15 protein-coding genes are annotated in these 16401 nt (G+C 71.4%); 9 read left to right on the plus strand and 6 right to left on the minus strand.

Annotated elements, in window-relative coordinates:
* Window positions 1–23 precede the first annotated feature (23 nt).
* Together OG936_RS19970 and OG936_RS19975 are read left to right on the plus strand one after the other, a co-directional pair.
* The gene (locus tag OG936_RS19970) at window positions 24–764 is read left to right on the plus strand and encodes an enoyl-CoA hydratase family protein (protein ID WP_406496376.1); all 741 of its coding nucleotides are present in this window, start codon (window positions 24–26) and stop codon (window positions 762–764) included.
* On the plus strand, window positions 752–1345 hold the full coding sequence (locus OG936_RS19975) for a TetR/AcrR family transcriptional regulator (protein WP_406496378.1): 594 nt from the start codon (window positions 752–754) through the stop codon (window positions 1343–1345). The genes OG936_RS19970 and OG936_RS19975 overlap by 13 nt, the downstream gene beginning before the upstream one ends.
* 117 nt (window positions 1346–1462) lie before the next feature.
* On the opposite strand, the gene OG936_RS19980 is transcribed toward OG936_RS19975, so the two are convergent.
* Complete coding sequence (locus OG936_RS19980) at window positions 1463–2572, minus strand: citrate synthase 2 (RefSeq protein WP_383758560.1); 1110 nt, start codon at window positions 2570–2572, stop codon at window positions 1463–1465.
* Window positions 2573–2792: 220 nt separating this feature from the next.
* Between OG936_RS19980 and pdxH the strand changes: the two genes are divergently transcribed.
* Window positions 2793–3419 carry a pyridoxamine 5'-phosphate oxidase gene (gene pdxH / locus OG936_RS19985; protein WP_383758686.1) on the plus strand — a complete coding sequence of 209 codons (627 nt, stop codon included), beginning with the start codon at window positions 2793–2795 and terminating at the stop codon, window positions 3417–3419.
* A 259-nt stretch (window positions 3420–3678) separates the two neighbouring features.
* Here pdxH and OG936_RS19990 read toward each other — a convergent pair whose 3' ends face one another.
* Window positions 3679–4434 carry an SIS domain-containing protein gene (locus OG936_RS19990; protein WP_406496380.1) on the minus strand — a complete coding sequence of 252 codons (756 nt, stop codon included), beginning with the start codon at window positions 4432–4434 and terminating at the stop codon, window positions 3679–3681.
* 211 nt (window positions 4435–4645) lie between these two features.
* On the opposite strand from OG936_RS19990, the gene OG936_RS19995 reads away from it, so the two are divergent.
* Together OG936_RS19995 and OG936_RS20000 are read left to right on the plus strand one after the other, a co-directional pair.
* A complete protein-coding gene (locus tag OG936_RS19995; protein ID WP_266747775.1) occupies window positions 4646–5338 on the plus strand; it encodes a metal-dependent transcriptional regulator in 693 nt (230 codons plus the stop codon).
* A gap of 570 nt (window positions 5339–5908) precedes the next feature.
* A complete protein-coding gene (locus OG936_RS20000; RefSeq protein WP_406500517.1) occupies window positions 5909–6802 on the plus strand; it encodes an alpha/beta fold hydrolase in 894 nt (297 codons plus the stop codon).
* Window positions 6803–6906: 104 nt separating this feature from the next.
* On the opposite strand, the gene OG936_RS20005 is transcribed toward OG936_RS20000, so the two are convergent.
* From OG936_RS20005 to OG936_RS20015, 3 genes are read right to left on the minus strand one after another with little or no spacing between them, the layout of a single operon-like run.
* Window positions 6907–8559, minus strand: coding sequence for a transporter (locus OG936_RS20005; RefSeq protein ID WP_406496382.1), 1653 nt, complete (start codon window positions 8557–8559; stop codon window positions 6907–6909).
* Complete coding sequence (locus tag OG936_RS20010) at window positions 8556–9395, minus strand: ABC transporter ATP-binding protein (RefSeq protein ID WP_406496384.1); 840 nt, start codon at window positions 9393–9395, stop codon at window positions 8556–8558. The genes OG936_RS20005 and OG936_RS20010 overlap by 4 nt, the downstream gene beginning before the upstream one ends.
* Window positions 9396–9452: 57 nt before the next feature.
* Window positions 9453–10118 (minus strand): bifunctional DNA primase/polymerase, encoded by a 666-nt coding sequence (locus OG936_RS20015; protein ID WP_406500519.1) that lies wholly within the window; start codon window positions 10116–10118, stop codon window positions 9453–9455.
* 356 nt (window positions 10119–10474) lie between these two features.
* Between OG936_RS20015 and OG936_RS20020 the strand changes: the two genes are divergently transcribed.
* Together OG936_RS20020 and OG936_RS20025 are read left to right on the plus strand one after the other, a co-directional pair.
* Window positions 10475–11857: a transcriptional regulator gene (locus tag OG936_RS20020; protein WP_406496386.1), complete on the plus strand. Its 1383-nt coding sequence runs from the start codon at window positions 10475–10477 to the stop codon at window positions 11855–11857.
* Window positions 11858–12032: 175 nt separating this feature from the next.
* A complete protein-coding gene (locus OG936_RS20025) occupies window positions 12033–13499 on the plus strand; it encodes a hypothetical protein (protein WP_406496388.1) in 1467 nt (488 codons plus the stop codon).
* A 48-nt stretch (window positions 13500–13547) separates the two neighbouring features.
* Here OG936_RS20025 and OG936_RS20030 read toward each other — a convergent pair whose 3' ends face one another.
* Entirely contained in the window at window positions 13548–14837 is a 1290-nt protein-coding gene (locus OG936_RS20030) for an ABC transporter substrate-binding protein (RefSeq protein ID WP_406496390.1), read from the minus strand.
* A 183-nt stretch (window positions 14838–15020) separates the two neighbouring features.
* Between OG936_RS20030 and OG936_RS20035 the strand changes: the two genes are divergently transcribed.
* Window positions 15021–15458, plus strand: a complete 438-nt coding sequence (locus OG936_RS20035) for a hypothetical protein (RefSeq protein WP_406496391.1) — start codon at window positions 15021–15023, stop codon at window positions 15456–15458.
* A 28-nt stretch (window positions 15459–15486) separates the two neighbouring features.
* Window positions 15487–16365 (plus strand): formyltetrahydrofolate deformylase, encoded by an 879-nt coding sequence (gene purU / locus OG936_RS20040; protein WP_406496393.1) that lies wholly within the window; start codon window positions 15487–15489, stop codon window positions 16363–16365.
* Window positions 16366–16401 lie beyond the last annotated feature (36 nt).

Here is a 16401-nt window from a genome sequence, read left to right on the forward strand (position 1 = left end):
GGCTCGAAAGACAGGACCCGCACATGACGTCGCCGCTCGCCGCCCCCGTCCACGACCGGGGCATCACCACCCTCACCCTCGACTCACCGGCCAACCGCAACGCACTCTCCGCACGGCTGGTCGGCGCACTGTCCACCGCCCTGGAGACGTGCGCGGCCGACGACGCCGTACGGGCCGTCGTCCTCACCCACACCGGCAACACCTTCTGCGCGGGCGCCGACCTCACCGCACCGCCCGACCCGCACGCCCTCGTCGCCCTGATGCGGCAGATCGTCGCCCTGCCCAAGCCCGTCGTCGCCCGGGTCACCGGACACGTACGGGCGGGCGGCCTCGGCCTGCTCGGCGCCTGCGACATCTCCGCGGCCGGCCCCGAAGCCTCCTTCGCGCTCACCGAATCCCGGCTCGGCCTCGCCCCCGCCGTCATCTCCCTGCCGCTGCTGCCCCGCACCGACCCGCGCGCCGCCGCCCGCTACTACCTCACCGGAGAACGCTTCGACGCTGCCGAAGCCGCCCGCATCGGCCTGATCACACTCGCCGCCGAGGAGGTGGACAAGGGCCTCGTCCCCGTCCTGGACGGGCTGCGCAAGGCGTCACCCCAGGGGCTGGCGGCATCGAAGGAGCTGGTCACGGCTACTGTGCTGGAAAGCTTCGACCAGCACGCCGAAGACCTCATCGCCCGCTCGGCGGCCCTCTTCGCCTCCGCCGAGGCCCGGGAAGGAATGACGGCCTTCCTCGAACGACGGGACCCCGCATGGGAGTTGTGACGCCCCCCACCGACCGGACCCCCAAGCAGGACCGCAGCCGGGCCACCCGTCGCCGGCTCCTCGAAGCCGCCGTCGCCTGCCTCGCCGAACACGGCTGGGCGGGCTCCACGGTCTCCGTCGTCGCCGAACGCGCGGGCGTCTCGCGCGGCGCCGCCCAGCACCACTTCCCGACCCGCGAGGACCTGTTCACCGCGGCCGTCGAATACGTCGCCGAGGAACGCTCCGCCGCCCTGCGCGCCCTGCCCGTCCAGGGCCGCACGGCCGTCGTCGCTGCCCTCGTCGACCTCTACACGGGCCCGCTCTTCCGCGCGGCACTCCAGCTCTGGGTCGCCGCGTCCAACGAGGAACAACTCCGCCCCCGCGTCACCGAACTCGAAGCCCGCGTCGGCCGCGAGACCCACCGCATCGCCGTCGAACTCCTCGCCGCCGACGAGACGCGGCCCGGCGTACGCGAAACCGTCCAGGGCCTCCTGGACATGGCCCGCGGCCTCGGCCTGGCCAACGTACTCACCGACGACACCGCCCGGCGCCGACGGGTCGTGGCGCAGTGGGCGACACTGCTGGACGACGCACTCGGCTGAGCCCGACAGTCCGAGCCCGACAGTCCGATTCCGCGTCCGGGACCGGGACCGGCCCCCGGTCGGCCGGGCCCCCGGCCGGACCCGGACCTCACGCCACGGGGCCCAGGCCGGCCGGTCTCAGTTCCGCAGGTCCGTGATCTGCTCGTACCCCTCGATCTCCCGGGGATCACGCGCCCCGGGCCCGACATACCGCGCCGAAGGCCGCACCAGGCGCCCCGTCCGCTTCTGCTCCAGGATGTGCGCCGACCAGCCCGCCGTACGCGCGCACGAGAACATCGACGTGAACATGTGCGCCGGAACCTCCGCGAAGTCCAGCATGATCGCCGCCCAGAACTCCACGTTCGTCGCCAGCACCCGGTCCGGGCGCCGCGCGTGCAGTTCCTCCAGCGCGGCCTTCTCCAGTGCCAGCGCCACCTCGAAGCGCGGCGCACCCAACTCCTCGGCCGTACGCCGCAGAACGCGCGCCCGGGGGTCCTCCGCCCGGTAGACCCGGTGCCCGAATCCCATCAGCCGCTCACCCTTGTCGAGGGCCTTGCGCACGTACGCGGTGGCGTCCCCGGTGCGCTCGATCTCCTCGATCATGCCGAGGACCCGGGACGGCGCACCCCCGTGCAGCGGCCCCGACATCGCGCCCACCGCGCCCGACAGCGCCGCCGCCACATCGGCGCCGGTCGATGCGATGACACGGGCCGTGAACGTGGACGCGTTCATTCCGTGCTCGGCGGCCGACGTCCAGTACGCGTCGACGGCCTTGACGTGCCGGGGATCCGGCTCGCCGCGCCAGCGGATCATGAACCTTTCGACCACGGACTGCGCCTTGTCGATCTCGCTCTGCGGAACCATCGGCAGCCCCTGCCCGCGCGCCGACTGGGCGACGTACGACAGCGCCATCACCGCGGCCCGTGCCAGATCGTTGCGCGCCGTCTCCTCGTCGATGTCGAGCAGCGGCCGCAGGCCCCAGACGGGAGCGAGCATCGCCAGCGCGGACTGCACATCGACCCGGATGTCACCCGAGTGCACCGGGATCGGGAACGGCTCGGCGGGCGGCAGACCGGGGTTGAACGCCCCGTCGACCAGCAGACCCCAGACATTTCCGAACGACACACGGCCGACGAGATCCTCGATGTCGACGCCCCGGTAACGGAGTGAACCGCCTTCCTTGTCCGGTTCGGCGATCTCCGTCTCGAACGCGACGACTCCCTCTAGTCCCGGTACGAAGTCGGACATGGCGGCTCCCTCGGTCGGCGGCTGCACGGAGGCCACAGTGGCCTGCCCCAAGTATTGGCGGGTTCCCACGACGCGGGGAAGCGTGACATCCGGCACAGCTTCCCCATTCACCGGTGACGGATCGACGGCCCTCCTTGACGGGCGGACTCGGCCGCTGCGGCAGGATGACCCCGTGCCCACCGCAGATACCTCCTCCGATTCCACCACCGATCCGGCCGCGATGCGCGAGCAGTACCGTTCCGAGGGCTTCACCGAGGACACGCTGGCCGCCGACCCGATCCAGCAGTTCGCCCACTGGTTCCGGCAGGTCGCCGCGGGCGGGGTGCTGTACGAGCCCAACGCGATGGTGGTCTCCACCGCCACTCCCGAGGGCCGCCCGTCCTCACGCACGGTGCTGCTGAAGAAGTACGACGAACGCGGTTTCGTCTTCTTCACCAACTACGAGTCCCGCAAGGGCCGCGAACTGGCCGCCAACCCCTACGTCTCGCTGCTCTTTCCCTGGCATCCGATGGCCCGCCAGGTCGTCATCACCGGCCGGGCGTCCCGCGTCGGCCGCGAGGAAACGGTCGCCTACTTCCGCACCCGCCCGCACGGCTCCCAGCTCGGCGCCTGGGCGAGCGCCCAGTCGTCGGTGATCGGCTCCCGCGACGAGCTGATCCGGCGCTACGAGGAACTGGCCGCCCGCTACCCCGAGGGCGAACACATCCCCGCGCCCCCGCACTGGGGCGGCTTCCGCGTCGTCCCCGACACGATCGAGTTCTGGCAGGGCCACGAGAACCGGCTGCACGACCGTCTGAGGTACGTACGCGAGGGCGAGAACTGGCGCGTCGAGCGCCTGTGCCCGTAGCGAACCGGTTCGGACACGCAGAAACCCGCAGGCTCTGGTCCCTCCTTGCGGAGGAGCCGGCCGGACTTACCGGCGAGCCTGCGGGTCGGTGACTGCCTGGAATTGGCCGATGACCGGCCTGCACTGCAAAGAGCGCGACAACGGGCGTCAGCCCGCAGTCACCTCACGAGTCCGAGAAGAAATCACTTCCGGAACACCTCCTTTCTTCGCTGGCAGCAGCCTAGGAAGGGGCGGGGGCTGCCACAACCCATTTATTTCCTCAGCGCCGGTAGAAGATCCGGTCCCGGTACTCCGTCATGACGCGCCCGTTCCACTCGTGGCCGCCGTCGACGTTCCCCGACCGCAGCATCGGCGGCTCGATCCCGCGCGCCACGAGCTGCTCCGCCGCGGCGGCCGTCATCGCCTGCATCACCGCGCTGGTGACCACCGTCGACGCGGGTCCGAACGGTGCCTCGATCCCCTCGGTGGTCAGCTCCGCGTCGCCGATGGAGATCTTGCTGTCGAGCACGATGTCGCAGTGGTCCCGCAGGAAGCCGCCCGAGATGTGCCGGGACCGGGTGCCGTCCGCGTACGCGACCGAGGTGATGCCGATGACCTTCAGGCCGAGCGCGCGCGCGTTCATCGCCATCTCCACCGGCAGCGCGTTGCGCCCGGAGAGCGAGATGATCACGAGGACGTCGCCCGCCTCGGCGGGGCTGGAGTCGAGGACCGCGCTCGCCAGTCCGTCGACCCGTTCCAGCGCCGAGCCGAGGGTCGCGGGCATGACGTCGACACCGACCGTCCCCGGGATGGCCAGCAGGTTCATCAGAGCGAGTCCACCCGCCCGGTAGACGACGTCCTGCGCGGCGAGCGAGGAGTGCCCGGCGCCGAAGGCGAAGAGCCGGCCGCCCGCGGCGACCGTGTCGGCGATCGCGGCACCGGCGGCCGCGATGTTGCCGGACTCCTCGTCGCGTACGCGCTCCAGCAGGCCGATCGCTGCATCGAAGAACTGACCGGCCAGCTTGCTGTCGCTCATCGAGGAGGCCCTTTCCGGCGGTGAGAATGATCCGTGGGGTGTCCGTGCCGCGGATCACGTTGCGGTCTGGACCAGTGACCTGTCAATACCGTCCGCGCCGCTCCGCTGCACGGTGTTCGGTCGGCGCGGCACGGTTGTCAGCGGTATGCGTCAGAATTGGGTCAGGGCCAGCGCAACGACGTTTTTCATGTCACAGCATCGAGGGGCACGAATGTCCGGACTGATCGACACCACGGAGATGTACCTCCGCACCATCCTCGAACTCGAAGAGGAAGGCGTGGTCCCCATGCGCGCCCGGATCGCGGAACGGCTGGACCAGAGCGGTCCGACGGTCAGCCAGACGGTGGCGCGCATGGAGCGCGACGGCCTGGTGCAGGTCGCGGGCGACCGCCACCTGGAGCTGACCGGCGAGGGGCGCCGCCTCGCGACCCGCGTCATGCGCAAGCACCGGCTCGCCGAGTGCCTGCTCGTCGACGTGATCGGCCTGGAGTGGGAGCAGGTGCACGCCGAGGCATGCCGCTGGGAGCATGTGATGAGCGAGGCCGTGGAGCGGCGGGTGCTGGAGCTGCTGCGCCATCCGACGGAGTCGCCGTACGGGAACCCGATCCCGGGCCTGGAAGAGCTGGGCGAGAAGGCCGAGGCCGACCCGTTCCTCGACGAGGGCATGGTGAGCCTGTCGGAGCTCGACCCGGGCGCCGAGGGCAAGACCGTGGTCGTGCGCCGGATCGGTGAGCCGATCCAGACGGACGCCCAGCTGATGTACACGCTGCGGCGGGCGGGTGTGCAGCCCGGTTCCGTGGTCAGCGTGACCCAGTCGCCCGGCGGGGTGCTGGTCGGCAGCAGTGGCGAGGCGGCGGAGCTGGACGCCGAGGTCGCCTCGCATGTGTTCGTGGCCAAGCGCTGACGGGTTCGTGGCCGAGGACGGACGCTGAAGCGTGACGTCGGCTTCCCTTTTTCCGTCCGGAACCGCAGCGCTCGGACGGATCGCGTGCCAGGCTGTGGCTGAGGCATACCTGAGAGTGTCGGCCACCTGACCGTGCGGGTCGGGGAGGGAGCAGGCGCATGCGCCCGAGGTACTTGCTCGTTCGGCATGTTCGGTTCGTTCCGTACGTTGCGCACGTCAGGGTTTCGCACCTCAGGGTTTCGCACGTCAGGGTTGTGCGCGTCCGGGGTGGGCACGCAGAGGGCCCCGGCGCCTTGCGGCGCCGGGGCCTGTCCTCCCCTGTTCCGACCCGGAGCCCCGAGCTCTCAGGGTCGGATCCCGCGGGCCCTCATCCCCGAGTGGCCCGCCTCCCGGTGAAGATCTCCCCTCCGCAGCCGGGGTCAATCCTTGGAGCCGGTCACTCGAACGAGGGGTGTTGGATGGCGGAACCCGGTTTTCGAATAAAGGTTCGATAGTCTGCGGGGGTGCGACCACGCGGTGATCGAACGGGATCAAGCGATGATCGAGGACCAGAAGGGGGTGCCAGGACATATGGTGCGGCGCATCGATGTGACCGGGACCGGCGGCGTACGCCTCGCTGCCTGGGAGTTCGCCGACCCGCCCAAGGGGCGCACGGAGGGTGAGAGCGCCCCCGGGGTCTTACTGCTCCACGGCTTGATGGGCCGGGCCGTGCACTGGGCCCCGACCACCCGCTGGCTCGCCGAGCGGTACCGTGCCGTCGGCCTCGACCAGCGCGGGCACGGCCGCAGCGAGAGGCCGGCCGAAGGCCCGTACACCCGTGAGGCGTACGTCTGCGACGTCGAGGCGGCGATCGAACAGCTCGGTCTCGCCCCCGTCACCCTCGTCGGCCATGCCATGGGAGCGCTCACCGCCTGGCAAATCGCCGCGAAGCGCCCCGATCTCGTCCGGGCGCTGGTCATCTGCGACATGCGGGCCTCCGCCCTCGGCGCGGCCTCGCAGCGGGAGTGGGAGGACTGGTTCACGTCCTGGCCGGTGCCGTTCGCGACGCTCTCCGACGTACGCAAGTGGTTCGGCGAGGACGACCCCTGGGTGGAGCGGCCCAACCCGGCCCGCGGCGAGTTCTTCGCCGAGGTGATGGCCGAGCGGGCCGATGGCTGGCGCCCCCTCTTCTCCCGCCGCCAGATGCTCCAGTCCCGCGCGACCTGGGTGTTCGACGCGCACTGGGAGGAGCTGGCACAGGTCCGGTGCCCGGCCCTGGTGCTCCGCGGCCTCGACGGCGAGCTGGGCCGGGCGGAGGCCCAGGAGATGGTCCGCGTCCTGCCGCGCGGGCAGTACGCGGAGGTGGCCGACGCCGGTCACCTCGTCCACTACGACCAGCCGGAGGGCTGGCGCGCGGCGGTCGAACCCTTCCTGGAACAGTTCGCCGAGGACCCGCAGGACGAACGCGAACCCGCATCGCCGTAAGCGACCGCGCCGGTATCCGGGTAAGCGGCCGCGCCACCGTTTCCCCGTAAGCGATCGCGCGCCCGTATCCCGTAATAAGAGGGGCACGAATCCCCCCGCCCCTCTCAGCCCTTGCTGACCGCCGCCAGGATCTCCGGGAGCCGGTTCGCCGTGCGGGGAGCGGCGAGCCGTAGCCCCGCCCAGGTGATCAGCGCCCCGTACCCGGCCCCCGCGGGCAGCAGCAGCCACAGCCACTGATCCATACCGGCGACGCGCAGCCAGATCGTCACCGCGATCACCGGAGCGCAGAGCACCGCCGCCGAGACCATGCCACCGAAGATCGAGATCCAGGCGAGCCCGGCCTGCCCCGGTGCCACGTTCTTGAGCGCCCCGTCCTGCGGGATCGAGTACGGGAAGGCCGCCGACGCCACCGCCCCCGTCGCCAGCATCGCGCCCAGCAGCGCGAGTGAGAGGCCCATGACCCCCGGCAGCGCGCCCCAGTCGCCGAGCACCGCCGCCGTCGCCACCGTCACCAGGACCGTGTACGGCAGCGTGATCAGCAGCAACGCCAACGCCCGCGCGCGCAGTTCGAGGTACGCGTCCCGGGTGGAGGAGATCGTCAGTGTCACCATCCAGAACGCGGACGTGTCCTGCCCGAACTGGTTGTACATCTGCATGCCGAGCATCCCGGCGGCGAAGCAGGCGAAGTAGAGCGAACCGGTGCCCTGCAAGGCGTTGACCATCGGCACGATCAGCCCGATCGCCAGCGCCGTGACCCAGGAGGCCTTGGTCTTCGGGTCGCGTGCGATGTACCGCAGGCTGCGCTCCAGCACCGGACCCGTACGCCCCGCGGGCAGCAGCGCGGCGAGCCCGGAGCCGCTCCTGCCGGACTTCTCGCGGGCCGGCCCGGCGGCGGCGAGGGTCGAGCCGTCCGGGGCCGTCATCAGCTTCGCCAGACTCCGCTGCCACAGCCACAACAGCGCGAACAGCGCCGCCACGGACAGCAGCAGCTGCACGGCCGCCTGCCCGTACGAGCCCTGCGACGCCGTGTCCACGGACCCGATCGCCGAGGCGGGCGGCAGCCAGCGCAGCACGTCCCCGACCGGATCGAGCGCGGCGAGGCCGCCCGCCCGGCCGAGCCGCTGCGCACCGAAGTTGACGACCTGGAAGCCCACCGCGATCACGAGCCCGCTGAGCACCGCGAGATCGCGGCCCTTGCGCGAGGTCAGCAGCCGGGTGTTGGCCGTGGCCACGGCCCGTGTCAGCGCCACGCACAGCAGAAGTGTGAGCGGCGCGGCCACCACGGCGAACACCGCACCCGCCGTCCCGTGCGCCACCGCGTACACCGAACCGGCCGCCAGGCAGAGCGTGAACAGCGGGCCGATGCCGACGAGCGACGCCACCAGCAGCGCCGTGATCAGCGGGCGCGGCCGCAACGGCAGCATCACCAGACGGCTCGGGTCGAGGGTCTCGTCACCGCTGGGGAAGAACAGCGGCATCACGGTCCAGCCGACCGCCAGCACCCCGGCCAGCAGGACGACGAGGGAACCGGCGTGGGCGTGCCCGCGCAGCGCGATCAGTCCGATCAGCTGGCCCGCCGCGATCAGCAGGGTGAAGACGACGGAGGTGATGTACGCGGCCCGGCGGCCCGTCGACTGCCGCAGCCCGTTGCGCAGCAGGGTCAGCTTGAGCCGTACGAAAACGGGGACGAGCCCCTCGCCGCCGCGCGTGGTGTCCCGGCCGGGGGCGGCGCCCACGGGGGTGTCGAGCACGCTCATCGGTTGCCGCCCAGCCAGTCCAGGGATTCGCCGGTGGTCCGGGAGCCCGCGCCGACGAGTTCGAGGAAGGCGTTCTGCAGCGAGGACGCCTCACCGCGTACCTGCTCCAGGGTGCCCTGGGCCCGGATCGTGCCGGCTGCCATGACGGCCACCCAGTCGCAGAGGGACTCCACCAGCTCCATCACGTGGCTGGAGAAGACGACGGTCGCCCCGGAGCGGGTGTACCGCTCGAGAACCTCGCGGATGGTCTGCGCCGACACCGGGTCGACGCCCTCGAACGGCTCGTCCAGGAAGAGCACTTCGGGGTTGTGCAGCAGTGCCGCCGCGAGGCCGATCTTCTTCCGCATGCCGGTCGAGTAGTCGACGACCAGCTTGTGCTGGGCGCCCGCCAGGTCGAGCACATCGAGGAGCTGGGTGGCGCGTTTGTCGACCTCGGCGCCCGGCAGCCCGCGCAATCTGCCGGTGTACGCGAGGAGTTCGCGTCCCGAGAGGCGTTCGAAGAGCCGCAGCCCCTCCGGGAGCACACCGATCCGGGACTTCACCTCGACCGGATCGCGCCACACATCATGGCCGCCGACCTCGATCAACCCCTGGTCGGGGCGGAGCAGTCCGGTGACCATCGACAGCGTGGTGGTCTTGCCCGCGCCGTTGGGTCCCACCAGACCGATGAACTTGCCCGCGGGCAGCTCCAGATCGATCCCGGCGACCGCGGTCTGCTCCCCGAACCGCTTCCACAGCCCCTGTACGCGAACGGCGGGCGGCGCCGTCCGCGCTTCGCCCGCCTCTTCCGCGACCCCGACCCGAGCTGTTCTGTCCGTCTCTGTCCGGTCCTGCATGGTGTGTGCTGCCTTTCGGTGTCCCCGTGTATGGGGACCACCCTACGAAAGGGCGCTCTACGAAAGGCGCTCCCGGGCATCGGCCGATTCCCGCGCGCAGGCGTAGGCGAGCGGGCTGATGAGCTCCTGCGCGTCCGGCAGCCACCGGTTGGCGTGGGTGGGCCGCCGGGCCCACTGCACCGCCCCGAGCCCGCCGACCCGGGTCGGCGGCCCCGTCACGTAGTGGCCGTCACCGCGGCCGACGAGATCGACCGAGGCGGCCCGCCAGCCCAACTTCCGTACGAGGTCGTCCACCTTGGCCGCCGCGCCCGGCAGGACGAAGAAGTACATCCGCCGGTCGGGGGTGCGGGTGACGGGCCCGAGCGGCACTCCCATCCGCTCCATCCGGGCCAGCGCCAGGAACCCGGCGGACTCCGGTACCTCGATCGCGTCGAATGCGCGGCCGGTGGGCAGCAGGATCGACGCCCCCGGGTGCCTGGACCACATCCGGCGGGCCGCGGCACCGCTGCCGGTCGCCTGGCCCGCCCAGTCGGGTCCGGCGGGATGGGCGCCGGGGGAGGCGCAGTCCGCGTCGTCGCAGGAGCACCGCTCGGCTCCCTCCGCGGCCTCCAGCCAGGTGCCGGGGCACACGTCCCAGTGCCGTTCCTCCGCGTACCGCGCGGCGGCGTCGAGCAGTTGCTCGCCCCGCTGGCGGGGGAGCTGCGCGGTTTCAGTGATCACGATGGGCTCTTCGGCTCCGATGGGCTCTTCCACGCACAACACAACTACTGCCACCACCCGGGGTTACGGGCGTGGCGAGCGCGGTGACGGCGTACCGATCCGGCATACGGGGCGCACGGATGCATGGACGGGGGCGCGCGTGAGGCGGTGCCCGGCCGGGCGGGTAGCCCCTTACGGGCACCTTCGGAACGGTCGGCCTCTGTCATATGCCGACACGTATGACGCACGTATGCCGAACGTATGCCGACACGAATGACAAGGAACACGACGGACCTGACGATCACGATGAATGTGCGCATTTTCCGTGCAATTGCCGGGCAGTGATCCGCTCATCGATCACTGCGGCCTCAGGGGGAAACATGGCAGCCAGGCCTCTCGTCGCCCGCCAGCCGAACGAACGGCTCCAGGCGCTCATTCAGGAAGCCGGATGCTCCAACGCCGGCCTCGCCCGCCGCGTCAACATGGTCGGCGCGGAACGCGGGCTCGATCTGCGGTACGACAAGACCTCCGTGGCCCGCTGGCTGCGTGGACAGCAACCGCGCGGCAGGGCACCGGGAATCATCGCCGAGGCGCTCGGCCGCAAGCTCGGCCGTACGGTCACGATCGACGAGACCGGCATGGCCAACGGCAAGAATCCGGCGTCCGGCGTCGGCCTGCAGTTCGCCCCGACCGTGATCGGCGCGATCGAGCAGGTCTGTGAGCTGTGGCGCAGCGACGTCGGCCGCCGCGACTTCCTGTCCGGTTCGACGGTCGCCTCCTCGGCGCTGGTCGAACCCAGCCGCGACTGGCTGATCACCGGCGCCGACCCGCAGGTGGCGCGGTCCGCCGGGGCCCGCGTCGGGATGTCGGACGTGGCGGCGGTACGGGCGATGACGGCCGCGCTCGTCGACCTCGACCACCGGTTCGGCAGCGGACACGTGCGGCCGGTCCTGGTGCACTACCTGAACAGTGTGGTCTCCGGGCTGCTCTCGGGGGCGTACCGCGAATCGATCGGCCGGCAGCTGTTCGCGGCGGTCGCCCGGCTCACCGAACTCGGCGGGTACATGGCCGTCGACACGGGCCAGCCGGGTCTCGCGCAGCGCTACTACATCCAGGCGCTGCGCCTGGCCCAGGCGGCGGGCGACCGGGCGTACGGCGGTTACGTCCTGGCCGCGTCGATGAGCCATCTCGCCGCGCAGCTCGGCAATCCGCGCGAGATCGCTCAGCTGGCGCGGGCCGCGCAGGAGGGCGCGCGCGGGCGGGTCACCCCGAGGGCGGAGGCGATGTTCTACGCGGCGGAGGCGCGCGGACACGCCCTGCTCGGCGACGCCCGCATCTGCCGGGTGGTGACGGGCCAGGCGCTGACGGCCATGGAGCGCGCCGAACCGGACACCGGGGACGACCCCGACTGGATCGCCCACTTCGACCACGCCTACCTCGCCGACGAGCTGGCGCACTGCCACCGCGACCTCGGCCAGGCGGAGGCGGCCGCACGCCGGGCGAAGGAGTCCCTGGACGGCCACCCGGAGTCCCGGACCCGCCGCCGGGGCATCGGCCTGGTGCTCCTCGCCACGGCCCAGGTCCAGCTGCGCGAGGTGGAGCAGGCCTGCCATACGGGCACCCGGGCGATGGAGCTGCTGGGGTCGGTACGCTCCAGCCGGGGCGCGGAGTATCTGGACGATCTGCAGCAGCGGCTGGTGCCTTACGGGGACGAGGCGGCGGTGCGGGAGTTCGGGGCGCGGCTGGAGCTCCAGGCGGCGTGACGGGGAGGCCGTACCGGGGGATCACGTCCGGGTGCCCCGTTAACTGCGTCGTGAGGGCGCTGGGTGTTACAGCTCGTGTGAAGGGGTCGTGAGTGACGACACGCGCTTGGCGAACGGCGGCAGCCACCCGATAGCGTGAGCCGACGATTCCGTAGGTATACACGTAGGAGTCCCGGTGACGCAGAGCGGACAGGGTGACGAGCAGCAGCTCCCTGCTGTACGGCCCGCGCACGAAGGTGTCGTGCTGCCCGCGGGTGGCGGTGAGCCCTGGATACCAGGGGGGCCCGCGGATCAGGCCGCCCCGGCGGGCGGCCAGCCGTGGGGGCAGCCGTGGGGGCCGCAGGCGGCGCACCAGGACGCCTCGTCGCAGCCGCAGGGGCCGTACGGGCAGGGTGTCGATCAGTACGGGCAGCCGGCGCAGGCGTACGGGCAGCCGGCGCAGGCGTACGGCCAGCCCCAGGCCGCCCAGCCTCACCAGCCCCCCCACCAGCCCCAGCAACACCACCAGCCCCACCAGCCGTACGCGCAGCCGTTGCCGCCCGAGGCCGTGCCCGGAATGAGCATGGGCGGGGACGCGGACGCCACGCAGTACATCGCGCCGGTGCCCCCCGGACCCGCACCGGGCGGGCTGCCGCCGGAGAGCCCCGCCGAGGCCACCCAGTTCCTCGCCCACGGAGCCCCGCAGCCGCAGACCCAGGCGTACCAGCAGCAGCCGCCCGTGCACGGGGGCGACGCCGACGCGACCCAGTACATCCCGCCTGTCCCCGGAGCCACCCCGTACGGCATCAGGCCCGGAGCCCCCGGCGACCGGCAACCGCCCGCCGAGTTCGACAATCTCTTCCGCAACGAGGAGTCCGCGGGCGCCACCCAGCAGATGCCCCAGTTCGACCCGGGACAGCAGCACCGGGGGGGCTACCAGCCCCCGCAGGCGCCCCCCGCGTCACAGGCCCCGCAGCCGCAGTACCAGCCCGTGGACGACGGGCCGCAGGGGCGGGCCGGGCAGCGCAAGCGGCCGGCGCACATCACGCTCATCGCGGCGGTCGTCGCCGGCTGCGCGGTCGTCGGCCTCGGCGCGGGTGCGCTGATGAGCGGCGGCGACGACAAGGGCGAGGACAACAAGCAGCCGGTGGCGGCCGCGAGTTCACCCGAGGGTCAGCCCTCCACGCAGGCGGCGAGCGACCCGGCGAAGCCGCAGGCCGAAGCGCTCGACAAGCTCCTGGCGGACAGCAACAACAGCCGCGCCGCGGTCATCGGGGCCGTCGAGAAGACCAAGAACTGCACGGACCTGGACCAGGCCATGACCGATCTGAAGGGCGCCGCCCAGCAGCGCCGTGATCTGGTGACCCGGCTCCAGGGGCTGAGCGTCGACAAGCTGCCGGACCACGAACGGCTCACCGCCTCCCTCACCAAGGCCTGGCAGGCGTCCGCCGCCGCCGACGAGCACTACGCCGCGTGGGCCGGCCAGACCAAGAATGGCAAGAAGGGCTGCAAGCACGGCAAGGCCCGGACCAACTCCTCCGAGTTCCAGCAGGCCAACGTGAAGAGCGGCGAGGCGAGCACGGCGAAGCGCGAGGCGTCGGGGTTGTGGAACTCGATCGCGTCGAAGTACGGGCTGACCCGGCGGGCGGCGACCGAGCTCTGAGGACCGCGCCCCCGGGAGCGGGGTGCCGGGGGCGCGACCCCCGGCACCTCACCCCTTCACGCTCGCGTCCGACAGCGTCCTCGCGACATCCACGAAGCCCTTCTTGTCCGCGACGAGCCGCCCGTCCCGTACCGTCTGGAACGTCACCTTGGTGTTCACGACGCGCGGGTAGGAGGACGCGCCGAGCATGTCCTTGTAGCGCCAGCGCAGCTTCGGGGTGAGGCCGCCGGTGTCGACCGGGGTGCCGTGGTTGAGCGCGGAGGTGAGCTTCCAGGCGGTGATCCGCGGGGCGTCGATCGCCTTCACGATCTCGCTCAGCGCGGTGTACGCGATCCACGTGGTCTGGACGCCCGTGTCGGCCGGGTCGATCCGGTTGTCGCCGAAGGCGTGCTCACGGATCACCTCCCGCATCCGGTCCCAGCGGGCGTCGCCCGAGTTCGGGTACCAGCCGGTGACGTACGCCCCCTCGAACGGGCTGTTCCGGCCGCCGGTGCTGTCGATCAGCGGCTGCGCGACGCTGCCGAGGACGGACGAGATCCGTACGTTCCCGTACGACGGTTCGAGCCGCCGGAAGGAGTCGAAGAACGTCTCCGTGCGGTCCCCGAGCACGGCCGTCACACAGCCGCCGTCCGCCCCCGCGGCCTGGAGCGCCTGCCCGGCGGCGTCGTCGTACGAGGTCGCCGCCTCCTCCGCCCGGATGTCGACGGGCTCGGGCCGGCCGGCGTCGGTGAGACCGGTGCGCAGGAGCCAGGCCTGGCCGTCGCCGCCCAGGGTGTCGGGCCGCACCACGGACACCCGCTCGCAACTGCGGGCGAGCTGCTGGGCGTTGCCCGCGAGGAGTGCCGCCTGGCCGCCGTTGACGGGGTAGGAGGTGTAGCTGCTGAATTCCTCCTCGGAGGCCCCGTATCCGCCGATGTAGGGGATTCCGGCGGTCTCCAGCGGTGGCAGGAACGACGACCCGTACCGGCTGTACGAGCCGACGACCGCCACCGCCTTCTCCCGGACGGCCAGCCGGGCGCAGTTCCCCGCGCCGGTCGAGGTGTCCGACTCGTCACAGGTCACGACGCGCAGCCGGTGACCGTCGAGCCCGCCGTTGTTGTTGACCCAGCGGGCGTACGCCCGCGCCATGGCTGTCATGCCCGACATGTTCACCGTGTTGACCGTGTCCGGTGTCGCCGCGCCACTGGGGGCCCACGTCACCACGGTGAGGGGCTCCCCGGAGTCCCCCGAGGCCCCAGGGAGCACACCGCAGCCGGTGACGAACAAGGCCCCGGCCGCCGCCGTACTCGTGAGGAACTTGTAGGGGCGGTGTGAGGTGGGGCGGTGCCGTCCGGTCATGGGAAGGAACATTTCCGCCCGCGGGGTAACGCCGCAGTGTGCTCCGTGCAACGCTCGGTGACATCCGGGTGAATTGCGGGGGCCCGCGCGGGGAGCCGGAAAGGGAACGTACGATCGACAACTGTGCAGCAAGGTTCGGAGAACACTTCCCGTCGCGGCCGTCGCTCCTCCACCATGGGCGGCATGCCGCTGAATGACATGCCCTGGTGGCGCTGGCGCAGCAACGTGCGCTCGGCGCTGCACATGCTCTCCGACCCCGTCTTCCATCACGAGTGCTGGCTGGCCGGCCGGGAAGGGTACGGCGACGTCACCGACGCCGTGTACCGCCTGGTCGAGGACACCTGGCTGGACAACTGGTCCGCCGAGAAGTACATCGGGACGATCTTCCGCGACGCCAACGAGTCCGCCCTCGTCGACGTCGCCGTGCTCCGGGTGCTGCGCATCATGCACCAGGTCGGCGCGGACGCCCCCGTCTCGGCGTATCTGGAGCACCATGGCTGGCCGGAGGCCGTACGGGCCGCTCGTGAGGCCCATGTGCTGCTCGCCATCAACGACGGCGAGGACCCGGACACCCCGCCGCGCTCCCTGGACGTGCTCCGCATCCTGACCAGGTCGGCCTGATACCGGCCCCATATGGCACGCTACGGGGATGATCGCGCCGCAGCCTGCTGAAACCGCACCGGAGCAGTACGTCCTCACTCTCTCCTGCCCGGACAAACAGGGGATCGTGCACGCCGTGTCGAGCTATCTCTTCATGACCGGCTGCAACATCGAGGACAGCCAGCAGTTCGGCGACCACGACACAGGTCTGTTCTTCATGCGGGTCCATTTCTCGGCGGAAAGCCCGGTGACGCTGGAGAAGCTGCGGGCCAGCTTCGCCGCGGTCGGCGACTCCTTCCGGATGGACTGGCAGATCCACCGTTCCTCGGAGCGGATGCGGGTCGTGCTGATGGTCAGCAAGTTCGGCCACTGCCTCAACGACCTGCTGTTCCGTTCGCGGATCGGGGCGCTGCCGATCGAGATCGCCGCCGTCGTCTCCAACCACACGGACTTCGCCGAGCTCGTCGCCTCCTACGACGTCCCCTTCCGGCACATCCCGGTGACCAGGGAGACCAAGGCCGCCGCGGAGGCGGAGCTGCTGGAGCTGGTCCGCGAGGAGAACGTCGAGCTGGTCGTCCTCGCCCGCTACATGCAGGTCCTCTCCGACGATCTGTGCAAGCAGCTGAGCGGCCGGATCATCAACATCCACCACTCCTTCCTGCCGAGCTTCAAGGGCGCGAAGCCGTACCACCAGGCGCACGCCCGCGGGGTGAAGCTGATCGGTGCGACGGCGCACTATGTGACGGCCGATCTCGACGAGGGACCGATCATCGAGCAGGAGGTCGAGCGGGTGGGCCACGGCGTCACCCCGGACCAGCTGGTCGCCGTCGGCCGCGACGTGGAGTGCCAGGCACTGGCGCGCGCGGTGAAGTGGCACGCGGAACGCCGCATCCTGCTCAACGGCCGCCGTACGGTGATCTTCGCGTAGCACGGTGGCGGGGCAGGGCCGGCCGGGAGCGGCACC

The organism is Streptomyces sp. NBC_00846 (assembly GCF_045207325.1).
Classification (GTDB): domain Bacteria; phylum Actinomycetota; class Actinomycetes; order Streptomycetales; family Streptomycetaceae; genus Streptomyces.